General features: G+C 65.7%; 13 protein-coding genes (1 of these 13 running past the window's edge). 10 read left to right on the forward strand and 3 right to left on the reverse strand.

Annotation, left to right across the window (positions count from 1 at the left end; all coding sequences use genetic code 11):
- Window positions 1-399 precede the first annotated feature (399 nt).
- Both ACQR0U_RS21280 and ACQR0U_RS21285 read left to right on the forward strand, forming a co-directional pair.
- Window positions 400-1,833, forward strand: a complete 1,434-nt coding sequence (locus ACQR0U_RS21280) for a coniferyl aldehyde dehydrogenase (RefSeq protein WP_316171771.1) — start codon at window positions 400-402, stop codon at window positions 1,831-1,833.
- Window positions 1,834-2,006: 173 nt separating this feature from the next.
- Window positions 2,007-3,608: a GMC family oxidoreductase gene (locus tag ACQR0U_RS21285; protein WP_434872240.1), complete on the forward strand. Its 1,602-nt coding sequence runs from the start codon at window positions 2,007-2,009 to the stop codon at window positions 3,606-3,608.
- Window positions 3,609-3,653: 45 nt separating this feature from the next.
- Here the strand turns inward: ACQR0U_RS21285 and ACQR0U_RS21290 are convergent, their stop codons facing one another.
- Window positions 3,654-4,415: an SDR family NAD(P)-dependent oxidoreductase gene (locus ACQR0U_RS21290; RefSeq protein ID WP_315718074.1), complete on the reverse strand. Its 762-nt coding sequence runs from the start codon at window positions 4,413-4,415 to the stop codon at window positions 3,654-3,656.
- 110 nt (window positions 4,416-4,525) lie between these two features.
- On the opposite strand from ACQR0U_RS21290, the gene ACQR0U_RS21295 reads away from it, so the two are divergent.
- Window positions 4,526-5,041, forward strand: a complete 516-nt coding sequence (locus ACQR0U_RS21295) for a CvpA family protein (RefSeq protein WP_315718075.1) — start codon at window positions 4,526-4,528, stop codon at window positions 5,039-5,041.
- 141 nt (window positions 5,042-5,182) lie between these two features.
- Complete coding sequence (locus ACQR0U_RS21300) at window positions 5,183-5,965, forward strand: SDR family oxidoreductase (protein WP_315753786.1); 783 nt, start codon at window positions 5,183-5,185, stop codon at window positions 5,963-5,965.
- A gap of 293 nt (window positions 5,966-6,258) precedes the next feature.
- Here the strand turns inward: ACQR0U_RS21300 and ACQR0U_RS21305 are convergent, their stop codons facing one another.
- The gene (locus ACQR0U_RS21305) at window positions 6,259-6,708 is read right to left on the reverse strand and encodes a DUF3775 domain-containing protein (protein WP_315718078.1); all 450 of its coding nucleotides are present in this window, start codon (window positions 6,706-6,708) and stop codon (window positions 6,259-6,261) included.
- Window positions 6,709-6,824: 116 nt separating this feature from the next.
- Between ACQR0U_RS21305 and ACQR0U_RS21310 the strand changes: the two genes are divergently transcribed.
- The 4 genes from ACQR0U_RS21310 to ACQR0U_RS21325 all read left to right on the forward strand — a co-directional run bounded on the left by ACQR0U_RS21310 (window position 6,825) and on the right by ACQR0U_RS21325 (window position 10,228).
- Window positions 6,825-7,688 carry an MBL fold metallo-hydrolase gene (locus tag ACQR0U_RS21310; RefSeq protein ID WP_315718080.1) on the forward strand — a complete coding sequence of 288 codons (864 nt, stop codon included), beginning with the start codon at window positions 6,825-6,827 and terminating at the stop codon, window positions 7,686-7,688.
- Window positions 7,689-7,765: 77 nt separating this feature from the next.
- Window positions 7,766-8,608 carry a fumarylacetoacetate hydrolase family protein gene (locus ACQR0U_RS21315; RefSeq protein WP_315718081.1) on the forward strand — a complete coding sequence of 281 codons (843 nt, stop codon included), beginning with the start codon at window positions 7,766-7,768 and terminating at the stop codon, window positions 8,606-8,608.
- A 119-nt stretch (window positions 8,609-8,727) separates the two neighbouring features.
- Window positions 8,728-9,342, forward strand: coding sequence for a glutathione S-transferase family protein (locus ACQR0U_RS21320; RefSeq protein ID WP_315753790.1), 615 nt, complete (start codon window positions 8,728-8,730; stop codon window positions 9,340-9,342).
- A 19-nt stretch (window positions 9,343-9,361) separates the two neighbouring features.
- Window positions 9,362-10,228, forward strand: a complete 867-nt coding sequence (locus tag ACQR0U_RS21325; protein ID WP_434843693.1) for an MBL fold metallo-hydrolase — start codon at window positions 9,362-9,364, stop codon at window positions 10,226-10,228.
- Between the two features lie 31 nt (window positions 10,229-10,259).
- Here ACQR0U_RS21325 and ACQR0U_RS21330 read toward each other — a convergent pair whose 3' ends face one another.
- Window positions 10,260-10,802, reverse strand: a complete 543-nt coding sequence (locus ACQR0U_RS21330) for a methylated-DNA--[protein]-cysteine S-methyltransferase (protein WP_315753793.1) — start codon at window positions 10,800-10,802, stop codon at window positions 10,260-10,262.
- A 209-nt stretch (window positions 10,803-11,011) separates the two neighbouring features.
- Here ACQR0U_RS21330 and ACQR0U_RS21335 point away from each other — a divergent pair, with 209 nt between their 5' ends.
- The gene (locus ACQR0U_RS21335; protein ID WP_316166775.1) at window positions 11,012-11,815 is read left to right on the forward strand and encodes a phytanoyl-CoA dioxygenase family protein; all 804 of its coding nucleotides are present in this window, start codon (window positions 11,012-11,014) and stop codon (window positions 11,813-11,815) included.
- Between the two features lie 97 nt (window positions 11,816-11,912).
- Window positions 11,913-12,849: the 5' portion of an NAD(P)H-dependent oxidoreductase gene (locus ACQR0U_RS21340; protein ID WP_315753797.1), read on the forward strand. It continues 371 nt past the right edge of the window; 937 of the gene's 1,308 nt are visible here — the first part of the coding sequence; the start codon lies at window positions 11,913-11,915; its stop codon lies off the right edge, out of view.

A 12,849-nucleotide genomic window follows, 5' to 3' on the forward strand; every position in this document is an offset into this window, starting at 1 on the left:
AGGCTTGAGCCCGTTGGCCTAGCCGGCCGTCGGGTGCGGGCGGTATGTACCAATGCGAGGCCGGTTTGGAAAGGCCTTTCGGGAAGTTTTTTTGCCGGATTGTGACACCGCCTCTCTCACGACTCACATCAGAAATTACCTCAACATTACAAATACATATGAGAGCGACCTATTTGCCGACCGGGACCACGGCACGGCCCGGGCTGGGGACAAGGACAAGTTCTTCGAGGGGCAGCGGCAGGGACCGACGACACCCACCCCAAATGGATTGGCTCCACGCTCGCGCCCAGCCGGCGCAAAACCGACGCCGCGCTTGCCAAGGGTCCCGCAACGCGGCAGCTTTAAGCCAACCAGAATGACGGCCCTGCACGCGGCCGCGGTACACGCGAGGAGACGTCCATGGACCAGTCCCTGAAGAGCCCAGCCCTCTCGGCGCTCGACGACGCGTTCCACGCCCAGGTCGAGGCCTCCCGCAATGCGCCCCCGCCCGCTCTCGCGGCACGGCTGGACGGCCTGAAGCGGCTGCGAGCGATGCTGTCGGACAACGAGAAGCGCCTGGAGCAGGCGATCTCGGCCGATTTCGGCCACCGCTGCGCCGTCGAGACGACGATTGCCGAAACGCTGTTCCTGCAGGCCGAGATCAGGCACACGCTCAAGGTGCTGCCGCGCTGGATGGCGCCGCGGCGCATCGCCACCGCGCTGCAGTTCTGGCCGGCGCGCAACCGCCTGATTCCGCAGCCGCTCGGCGTGGTCGGCATCATCGCGCCGTGGAATTACCCGTTGCAGCTGACGCTGGCGCCAGCAATCGGCGCGCTCGCCGCCGGCAACCGGGTCATGATCAAGCCGAGCGAGCTGACGCCGCACTTCTCCGCGCTGCTCAAGGAGCTCATCGCGGCGAATTTCGACCCGACTGAGCTCATCGTCACCGGCATCGAGGACGGCGTCGCGGAGACCTTTGCCGCGCTGCCGTTCGATCATCTGGTCTTCACCGGCTCGACCCGCGTCGGCCGCATCGTCGCCGAGGCCGCCGGGCGCAACCTGACCCCGGTGACGCTCGAGCTCGGCGGCAAGTCACCGACCATCGTCGACGTCTCCGCCGACATCGACGAAGCCGCGGAGCGCATCGCCTATGCCAAGCTGCTCAACGCCGGCCAGACCTGCATCGCGCCGGACTACGTGTTCGTGCCCGAACAGCACGCGGACGCATTCGCGAGCAAGCTGCACCGGCACATGCTGCAGATGTTCGGCACCAACCCGGCCAATGGCGACTACACGTCGATCATCTCCGAGCGGCACTATGCTAGGCTGGAAGGATTGCTGCGCGATGCGATCGCGCGCGGCGCCAGGACGCTGAGCACGACCAGCCCGGAAGATCCGGCCTGGAAGAAGCTGCGGAAATTTCCACCGACGATCGTGGTCGGCGCGAGCGCGGACATGGCGGTCATGCAGGAGGAGATCTTCGGTCCGCTGCTGCCGATCATGACCTATCGGCAATCCGACGACGTCATCCGCCACATCAACGCCCACGACCGGCCGCTCGCGCTGTACTGGTTCGGCACTGACGCTGCGGCCCGTGACACGGTGCTGGCGCGCACCGTCTCCGGCGGCGTCACCATCAACGACTGCCTTCTGCATTTTGCGCAGATGAACCAGCCGATGGGCGGCGTCGGCGCCTCCGGCATCGGCCATTATCACGGCGAATGGGGCTTCAACAGCTTCAGCAAGTTGAAGCCGGTGTTCTACCGCTCTCCCTTCAACCGCATGAAGGATCTCTATCCACCCTACGGCGCCAGCATCGCGCGGATCGAAAAGCTTCTGCGATTCCTGTCCTAGCCAATCGTCGTTCCCGGGGCGCAGAGCGCGCCCCCAGGAATCCCGAGACGATCGGGTGCAGATCAAACTCTCGATTCCGAGTTCGACGCTCAGCGCAAATGACTTCGCCACCTGCCGCGCGCCGCCGGAACGACATTCGAACAACAAGCAAAACAAACATCAGGGAGAGATGCGTGACGGACGAGGTCGATTTCATCGTCGTGGGCGGCGGCAGCGGCGGCGCAACGGTTGCCGGCCGCCTGTCGGAAGATCCGGCGACATCCGTCGCGCTGCTCGACGCCGGGGGACGCAACGACAACTGGATCGTGACCACGCCCTACATGCTGTTCCTGATGGTCGCGGGGCCCGTCAACAACTGGTCCTTCACCACCGTGCCGCAAAAGGTCCTGGACGGGCGCAGCGGCTATCAGCCGCGCGGCCGCGGGCTCGGCGGCTCCTCCGCGATCAACGCCATGGTCTACATCCGCGGCCACCGCGCCGACTACGATCATTGGGCTTCCCTCGGCAACACCGGATGGTCGTATGACGACGTGCTGCCCTACTTCAAGCGCGCCGAGAACAACGCCGAGTTCAACGGCGCGTATCACGGCCAATCGGGACCACTGCCGGTCAGCCGGCTGCGGACCGACAATCCCGTGCACGACATCTTTCTCCAGGCGGCGCGCGAAGCGCAGTTTCCGGTCCGCGACGATTTCAATGCCGACACGCAGGAAGGGCTCGGGCTCTATCAGGTCACGCAGAAGAATGGCGAGCGCTGGAGCGCGGCACGGGCCTACATCCAGCCGCATCTCGGCAGCCGCAGCAACCTGCGGGTCGAGACCTCGGCGCATGCGTCGATGATCCTGTTCGAGGGCAAGCGCGCGGTCGGCGTCAAGTATCGCCAGGGCAAGGAGGTCAAGGAGATCCGCTCCCGGCGCGAAGTGATCCTCGCCTCCGGCGCGTTCCAGACCCCGCAATTGCTGATGCTGTCGGGCATCGGCGACGCGAGCGCCCTGGCGCGGCTCGGCATCGCCGGCGTCCACCATTTGCCGGGTGTCGGACAGAACCTGCAGGACCATCCGGATTTCATCTTCGCCTACACCTCCGACAACCCCAACTTCTCTTCCCTGTCGCCGAAGGGCCTGCGCCGGCTGCTGGCGGGCATCGGCCAATATCGCCGCGAGCGCCGCGGCGTCCTGACCTCGAACTTCGCCGAATGCGGCGGCTTCCTGAAGACGCGGCCTGATCTCGACGTGCCCGACATCCAGTTGCATTTCGGCATGGCCGTCACCGACGATCACGGCCGCAAGCGCCACGGCAATGGCTTCTCCTGCCATTTCTGTCTGCTCCGGCCGAAGAGCCGCGGCATGGTCGGCTTGAAGAATGCCGATCCGCTCGCCGCGCCGCTGATCGATCCCAACTTCCTGGGCGAGGCCGACGATCTCGAAACCATGGTGGCCGGCTACAAGACCACGCTGCGGCTGATGCAGACGCCGGCGATGCGCAGCCTCGGCAAGCGCGACCTGTTCACGTCGGATGTCAGGACCGACGACGACATCCGCGCCATCCTGCGCGCCCGCGTCGATACGGTCTACCATCCTGTCGGCACCTGCAAGATGGGCGTCGACGATCCGCTCGCCGTGGTCGATCCCGAATTGAAGGTGCGCGGAATGTCCGGCCTGCGCGTGGTCGACGCCTCGATCATGCCGACCCTGATCGGCGGCAACACCAATGCGCCGACCATCATGATCGGCGAGAAGGCCGCCGACATGATCAAGCGCGAGCTGAAAGGCTGAGACCGCTCGCCATCGAGGGAAATCAACCTGCCGATCAGCAGGGCCTCACGTCAGCAGGAAGCCGCCGTCCACCGTGACGACGCTGCCGGTCATGTAGCGCGAGGCGTTGGACGCCAGCAGCAGGATCGCGCCGTCGAGGTCGCTCTCGTGGCCGACGCGCCGCTGCGGAATCCGCTTGACCAGCTTCTCGCCCGCCGGTGTCTCCCAGACCTCGTGATTGATGTCGGTGTCGATGTAGCCGGGCGCCAGTGCGTTGACGCGGATGCCGCTCGCCGCGAGCTCCAGCGCCAGCGCCTTGGTCGCCTGCACCACGCCGGCCTTGGAGATCGCATAGGGCGAGATGAACTTGACGACGCTGAAGCCGAGCACCGAGGCGATGTTGATGATGTTGCCGCCGGTCTTGCGCGCGGCCATGCGCCGAGCTGCTTCGGTTGCGGCAAAATAGGCGCCCTTCAGATTGGCGCCGATCACGGCGTCCCAATCCGCCTCGCTCTGCTCGACCGCGAGCTTCTCTACCGCGATGCCGGCATTGTTGATCAGCACCGTCACGGGTCCGAGCGCGGCCTCGGCCGCATCCATGCCCCTGACGATCGATGCCATGCTCGTCACGTCCATCTCGACCGCGGCGGCGCGACCACCCCTTGCCTTGAGCTCCGCCTCCAACGCCTTGAGCTTGCCGGTCTGGCGTGCCGCGAGCGCGACGGCGGCGCCACGCGCCGATAGAACCCGGGCGAACTGCCGGCCGAGCCCCTGGCTCGCGCCGGTGATCAGGATCACCTCGCGGCTGACGTCGAACAGCTCGGACATGGTTCCTCCCACGATTGCTCATTTGTTGCGGCGCATTGATACAGACGATTTGAAGCAGCGCAAACCGGAATCGTTTACCGGGCCCGGCCTACAACCGCGGCGGAGCAACCATGAACGCTTTCGACCTCGCCGCTTGTGCCGCACTGATGGTTGCCGTCTACAGCGGCTTCTCGACCGGGCTGTTGCGCAGCGCCATCACGATTCTGGCCTACCTGCTCGCGATGCCGCTGGCGATGGGCGCGGTTGCGGCGATGAGCCCGCAACTGCGCGACGTGCACGGCACTCCGCTGGCACAGAACTGGCTGCAGTTCTTCGCCGCCTTCGTCGTCATCGGCATGGCGCTGGGCAAGATCGGCCGCATCCTGCTCGACGAAGCGATCGGTTCCGAGGCCGGTTTTGGCGACCGGCTCGGCGGCGCTCTGCTGGGCGCCGTGCGCACCGGCATGGTCGCGACCACGCTGGTGCTGGTGTTCGACAGGATCGTTCCCCCCGAGCGTCAGCCGCGCTTCCTTGAGGGATCACGCCTGCGGCCGATGCTCTCGCTCGCAGGCGCAAAAGGCTTCCGCTCGCTGCCTCCGGAGCTCGCAAGCCTGATCGACCGGCTGAAGCAGGAACGGCGCATCTGACGGACACGGCGGCGCCGCCTCTCCCGTCATAGCGAGCCATGCAATTCGGCAGAGGCCGGCTGCTCTTATCAGCGGCAATTCGGTTGGCTAGAATGCGCCCATCTTTCTTCCAGCCTCACTGACATATCGGAGTGATCAATCGTGGATCTCGGGATCAAGGGCCGCCGCGCCATCGTCTGCGCCTCCAGCAAGGGCCTGGGCCGCGCCTGCGCCATCGCGCTGGCCAATGAAGGCGTACATGTCACGATCACGGCGCGCGGCGCCGAAGTGCTGGCGAAGACCGCGGCCGAGATCCGCGCGGCCAATCCTGGCGTCACCGTCACGGAAGTGGCGGGCGACATCACCACGCCCGAGGGCCGCGCCGCCGTGCTGAAGGCCTGCCCGGATCCGGACATCCTGATCAACAACGCCGGCGGCCCGCCGCCCGGCGATTTCCGCAACTGGACCCGCGACGACTGGATCAAGGCGCTCGACGCCAACATGCTGACGCCGATCGAGCTGATCAAGGCGACCGTCGACGGCATGATGGCGCGCAAGTTCGGCCGCATCGTCAACATCACCTCGGCCGCGGTGAAGGCGCCGATCGACATTCTCGGCCTCTCCAACGGCGCCCGCGCCGGCCTCACCGGCTTCGTCGCCGGCCTGTCGCGCAAGACCGTGATCAACAACGTCACGATCAATGCGCTGCTGCCGGGGCCGTTCGAGACCGACCGCCTGCTCTCGACGGCAAAGGGCGAGGCCGAGAAGCGCGGTGTCACGCCGGAGCAGATCCTCGCCGACCGCGCCAAGACGAACCCTGCAGGTCGCTTCGGCGATCCCGAGGAATTTGGACTCGCCTGCGCCTTCCTGTGCGGCGCCAAGGCCGGCTACATCACCGGCCAGAACATCCTGCTCGACGGCGGCGCCTTCCCAGGCACGCTGTAAGACAGACTTCCTTGGGCGGTCTGGCGCGGAAACCTGCTACGCCGATCCCGGGCTTTCACCTCGCCCCGCTTGCGGGGAGAGGTCGGATTGCATCGCGAGATGCAATCGGGGTGAGGGGGGCTCTCCGCGAACGCGGTGTCTGTGGAGAGTCCCTCTCACCCCAACCCTCTCCCCGCAAGCGGGGCGAGGGAGCGCAGTGCCGGCGCAATAGGAATTCGAATCCAACTAATAAAGCTGTGAGTTCTGTTTGCCATCCGCGCTATGAATACAGCGACTCTGCCTTTCCGAACGACCTACCGCTTCTCGTCCTCGTCGCGCTGGCTTGGGCTCGACGAATCCGCCGTGGTGCGGCCTTCGGTCCAATCGATGCCGAACGCATCGAGGCCCTCCGCCAGCAGGTCGCCGAGCATCGGCTCGCCCAGCAGATAACGCGCGGTGTGGCGGTCGCGCTGGCCGGCGGCCTCGCGGCGCAGATCGTCCCACTCGTCGATATCGCCGTCGCCGCGGCCGAGCCGCATCAAGGCGACGAGATCGGTCTGCTCGTCCTCGGTCATCGCGTTGATGAAGCCGGTGATCTCGCGCACCACGGGATCATCGCCGCTATCCTGGAGCACGTCGACCATGTCGTCATCGACGGCATTCGAGCCGGATTCCTCATCGGTCGCCTGCTCCTTGACGTCGAACTCGCGCGCCTTTTCGATCAGGAAGGCGACCTTCTCGGGCGATATCGTCAGCTCTGGCATGGCGTTCTCCTCATGGACGGACTGCAGCAACGCCTGTTCCGGGCAGTTGATCCATTGCGCCGGAACAAGCCGCGCGGCATCGTGACCGGCATCAAGAATAGGACGAGGAAGCGCGCATGTCTTGGACGATCGGCCGGGTCAGGGTCACCAAATTCGTCGAGCTGGAGACCGTCGGCGGCACCCGCTTCATCCTGCCGCAGGCAACACCCGAGACGATCCGCGAGCTGTCCTGGCTCACGCCCGATTTTGCGACCGATGAAGGTCGGCTGAAGATGTCGATCCACACCCTGGTGCTGGAAACACCGACGATGCGGATCGTGGTCGACACCGGGCTCGGCAACGACAAGCAGGGCCGCAGCGTGCCAATGTGGAACAACCGCGCGACACCGTTCCTGGAGACGATGAGCGCTGCCGGCCTCCCGCCTGAAAGCATCGACATGGTGATCTGCACCCACCTCCATGTCGACCATGTCGGATGGAATACGCGGCTGGTCGACGGCCGCTGGGTCCCGACTTTCTCCGATGCGCGCTACGTTTTCGGCCGCACCGAATATGAGCATTGGCGCGATCACAGCGAGGCCGCCGACGAGACGGCGACCTTCGCCGATTCCGTGCAGCCGATCGTCGCCGCCGGACGCGCGGAGTTCGTCGGAAGCGAAGCGGTGATCACCGACGAGATCACCCTGATCCCGACGCCGGGGCACAGCCCGGGTCATGTCAGCCTGCACATCCGCTCGGATGGCGCGCAGGCCGTGCTCACCGGGGACGTCGCCCACCATCCCTGCCAGATGGCGCGTCTCGATTGGAGCTCGACGGTCGATTCCGATCCGGCGCAGGCGATCGCGACCCGGCGGGCGCTGTTCTCGCGTTTTGCCGACACCGAGACGCTGGTGATCGGCGGCCATTTCCATGCCGGCCATATCCGGCGGGACGGCGCCGCCTTCCGCTTCGAGGCATTACAGGGCAGCGGCGACGCATAGCCCGCAAGGTTGAATTTCCTCCCGCCATGCTCCATGACAGGGCTCTGGAATACCAGGGATTTGAGGGAGAGAAACCAATGAAGCTTGTTCGCTACGGCGAGAAGGGCGCGGAAAAGCCGGGCCTGATCGACGCATCCGGCCAGTTGCGCGACCTGTCGGCGCATGTGAAGGACCTCGATGGCGCGGCCTATGCGCCGGAGTCGCTGAAGAAGCTCGCCGCGCTCGATCCGGCCTCCCTGCCCGCCGTTGCCGGCAAGCCGCGGCTCGGCGCCCCTGTCACCGGCATCTCGAAATTCGTGGCGATCGGCCTCAACTACTCCGACCATGCCAAGGAGACCGGCAACCCGATCCCGGCCGAGCCGATCTTCTTCCTGAAAGCCAACACCGCGCTGTGCGGTCCCTATGATCAGGTCGAGAAGCCGCGCGGCTCGACCAAGCTCGACTGGGAAGTCGAGATCGCCGCCATCATCGGCACTCGCGCCAAATACGTCTCAGAGGCCGAGGCGTTGAACCACATCGCGGGCTACACGATCTGCAACGACGTCTCCGAGCGCAACTTCCAGATCGAGCGCCTGGGCCAGTGGACCAAGGGCAAGTCGCACGACACGTTCGGTCCCGTAGGTCCGTGGCTCGTCACCAAGGACGAGATTCCAGACGTGCAGAACCTGTCGATGTGGCTCGACGTCAACGGCCAGCGCCGCCAGACCGGCACCACCGCGACGATGATCTTCTCGATGGCGAAGTGCATCTCCTACGTCTCGCAGTTCATGACGCTGCTGCCCGGCGACATCGTCACCACGGGCACGCCTCCGGGTGTCGGCATGGGCATGAAGCCGCCGACCTTCCTCAACGTCGGCGACGTCGTCACGCTCGGCATCGAGCGCCTCGGCGAGCAGCGCCAGGAGATCATCGAGGCGTAAGGCGCGATATCGACTTGTGAGTCATTCCGGGATGGCGCGTAGCGCCAGACCCGGAATCTCGAGATTCCGGGTTCGATGCTTCGCATCGCCCCGGAATGACCAGCCAGAGGACACTTCCGATGAAACTCACCTTCTCGCCCGCCTCGCCATTCGCCCGCAAGGTGCGCATCGCCGCCATCGAACTCGGGCTGATCGACCGGCTCGAATTCGTGCCTGCAGCCGTGGTGCCGGGCCAGGCCAATGAGGAGTATTCGAAGATCACGCCGCTGAAGAAGCTGCCGGTGCTGATCCTCGACAATGGCGACGTGATCCTGGATTCCTACGTGATCGTCGAATATCTCGACGAGCTCGCCGGCGGCAACAAGCTGATCCCCGCTTCCGGCCCGTCGCGCTGGAAGGTCAAGAGCGAGCATTCCATGCTGCAAGGCATGCTCGATTCCATGCTGCTATGCCGCTACGAGGCGATGGTGCGGCCCGAGGGCCTCCGCTGGCAGGCCTGGTCCGACGATCATTGGAACAGGGCCTGGATGGGCATGGCGCGCTTCAATGCGCAGCCCGACTTGATGACGCGCCCGTTCGACATCGTCGCGATCGGACTCGTCTGCGTACTCGGCTATGCCGATTTCCGCTTCGCCGATTGCGGCTGGCGCAAGGCATTTCCAGCACTCGACGCGTTCCACAACAAGATGCTCGAACGCGAATCGGTGAAGATCTCGGTGCCGCCGGCGGCTTGATCCCTGAACAGGAGCTGCCGTGACGCTGACGTTCTCGGTTGCAGACACGACCATTCATCGCATCATCGAGCAGGAAACCACGTTCCTGCCGGCGCGTGAGATGTTTCCCGAGCTGACATCGGAGATGCTGGCGGCAGAGCGCAGCGCGCTGCAGGCGGCCGGTGCCCTCGATGCGCAGGACACGCTGATCCTGTGCTTTCAGTCCTACGTGGTGAGGACGCCTCACCACACCATCCTGATCGACAGCTGCATCGGCAACGACAAGCCGCGCGCGCGGCCGGTCTGGAACATGAAGACCGACGACAGCTACATGCTTGCGCTTGCGGCCGCGGGCGTATCGGTCGACGACATCGACGTCGTGATGTGCACGCATCTGCACACCGATCATGTCGGCTGGAATACGCGGCTCGACGACGGCCGCTGGGTGCCGACCTTCCCGAATGCGCGCTACGTGTTCGCGCAGCGCGAATATGACTACTGGGTGGCGCAGAATGCCAAGGCCGAGGTGCCTCCATTCGCCGACAGCGTGCTGCCGGTGGTCGAGGCCAAGCGCGCCGACATCGTCGGCGACGCATTCGCGATCGGTGATCATGTCCGGCTGCTGCCGACGCCGGGCCACACGCCCGGCCATATCGCAGTCGCCGTCGGCAGGGGCAGAGACGATGCGGTGTTCGCCGGCGACCTGATCCACACGCCGCTGCAGCTCAGCTTTCCCGAGCTGTCACCGAGATTCGACGTCGACCCGGCTCAGGCCGGGGTGACGCGCCGCGCCTTTCTCGAGCGCTATTGCGACACGTCGACGCTGTGCTGCACGGCGCACTTCCCGTCGCCCTCGGTCGGCCGCATTACCCGCAAGGGCAACGGCTTCGCCTGCGAGGCGGTCTGAGACACGGGCGCGGCGCCGGTCACCGCGCCCGTCAATCGAACAGGCTCGGCGTATGGTTCACCGCGGCGCCTTCGATCGCCAGCATCTTCAGCTTGGTCTCGACACCGCCATTGGCGGAGAAGCCGCCGGGCTTGTTGCCCGCCGCCAGCACGCGATGGCAGGGTACGACGATCGGGCACGGGTTGCGCCCGAGCGCCTGGCCGACCTCGCGTGACAGCTCGACTCCCCCGAGCTGCTTGGCGATATCGCCATAGGTCAGGGTTCGGCCCGGCGGGATCCGGCGCGCGATCTCGTAGACGCCGCGCTGGAACGCGCTGACGCCGTCGAGATCGAGGTCGACATCGCTGAGATCATCCGGCTCTCCGGCAAGCAGCGCCGTGATCCGCGTGATGGTGCGCCGCACATGCGGCGGCGGCTCGGCTTCGCCGATGCCTTCGTAACGCTGCTGCATCCGGATGCGGATCTGCGCGACGCCGCCCATCGGCAGTTGCACCGCATTGATGCCGCGCGCTCCCCATGCGATGGCGCAAGGGCCGATCGCGGTCTCGAAAATTGCAAAGCTTTGCTCTGACATGACGGACTCCATCGCCGCTCTGCCCCGTATCATCTGCCAGTCAAATTAGGCTTGGAGAATGTTGCGATCCACCCGGATTCTGCCAATGTCGACAGCGGAAGCACCGTGATGCCCATCGGCAGGCCGAAAGGATGGGAGCACGGCGCAGGGGCAGCCCGGCGCAAAGAGCGGGCGCCTCATCCGAGGAAACCAAGGCGAGGGAGACGGCCATGAAGCTGACGCCGGAGCAGATCGCATTCTTCAACCGCGAGGGCTGGCTGTTCCTGCCCGAGCTGTTCAGCCCCGAGGAGACCGCCTTTCTCGCCCGCGAGGCCGAGGCGATCTATGCGGCTAACCGTCCCGAGGTCTGGCGCGAGAAGAGCGGCGCGCCGCGCACGGCGTTTGCCGCCCACCTCTACAACGACGCCTTCCGCGTGCTCGCGGCGCATCCGCGCATGATCGAACCGATCGAGCAGATCTTCGGCGAGAAGGTCTACATGCATCAGTTCAAGATCAACGCCAAATCGGCCTTCACCGGTGATGTCTGGCAATGGCACCAGGACTACGGCACCTGGAAGCGCGACGACGGCATGCCGGAGCCGCGCGCGATGAACATCGCGATCTTTCTCGACGAGGTGATGCCGATCAACGGCCCCTTGATGCTGGTGCCGCGCAGCCAGCATGCCGGCGACCTCGAGGCGTCGCATGATCTCGCGACAACGTCCTATCCGTTGTGGACCTTGGACGAGGCGACGGTGACGCGGTTGGTCGCGGAAGGCGGCATCGTCGCGCCGACCGGAAAGCCCGGCGGCATGCTGATGTTCCACGGCAATCTTGTGCACGGCTCCGCCGGCAACATCACGCCTTACCCGCGCAAGATCGTGTACCTCACGCTCAACGCCGTCTCGAACCATATCCGCACCCCGACGCGGCCGGAGTACATCGCGCATCGCGACTTCACGCCGATCGCGATGCTTCCGGATGACGCGCTGCTGCAGCTCGCTCGCGCGAAAAATCGCGAGGCGGCGGAGTGAGGCAGACAATCGCGCTACGAAAAGAGGCGTCATGCCCGGGCTTGACGAGTCAGGAAAATCACGCCAGCTCGCGCAAGCATCGACACTGGACTATCCAATGAACCTCCACGCCCTCCTCCAAGCCCGCGCCGCCGCCGGCAAGCCTGTGCGCGTCGCACTGATCGGCGCCGGCAAGTTCGGCTCGATGTTCCTGGCGCAGGTTCCGCACGTCGCGGGCCTCGAGGTCCCCGTCATCATCGACCTCGATCCCGAGCGCGCCCGCGACGCGTGCCGGACGGTCGGCTGGAGCGCCGAGCTGATCGCGCGCACGAATTTCAGCCCCGATGGTTCGAAGGCGACGGGTGACGGCATTGACGTCGTTGTCGAAGCGACCGGCAACCCTGCTGCCGGCATCCGCCACGCGCGCGCCGCGATCAAGGCTGGCAAGCACATCGTGATGGTCAATGTCGAGGCGGACGTGCTGGCCGGGCCGCTTCTCGCGGAAGAGGCGCGCAAGGCGGGCGTTGTCTATTCACTGGCCTATGGCGACCAGCCGGCGCTGACGGCCGAGCTCGTCGACTGGGCGCGCGCGACCGGCTTCCACGTGGTCGCGGCCGGCAAGGGCACGAAATATCTGCCGGCCTATCACGACGTGACGCCCGATGGCGTCTGGCAGCATTACGGGCTGACGGCGGGCGAAGCACAGTCCGCCGGCATGAATCCGCAGATGTTCAATTCCTTCCTCGACGGCACCAAGTCGGCGATCGAGATGGCCGCGATCGCCAACGCGACCGGGCTCGACGTGCCCACGGACGGACTGCTGTTTCCCCCCTGCGGCGTCGATGATCTGCCCCATGTCCTGCGTCCGCGCGACCGCGGCGGCGTGCTGGAACGATCGGGCATGGTCGAGGTGGTGTCATCGCTCGAACGCGACGGACGGCCGGTGTTTCGCGATCTGCGCTGGGGCGTCTATGTCGTGCTGGAGGCGCCGAACGACTACGCCGCGGACTGCTTCCGCCAATATGGCCTGAAGACGGACGCCACTGGCCGCTATG

The organism is Bradyrhizobium sp. HKCCYLRH3097, assembly GCF_051167875.1.
Lineage (GTDB): Bacteria > Pseudomonadota > Alphaproteobacteria > Rhizobiales > Xanthobacteraceae > Bradyrhizobium.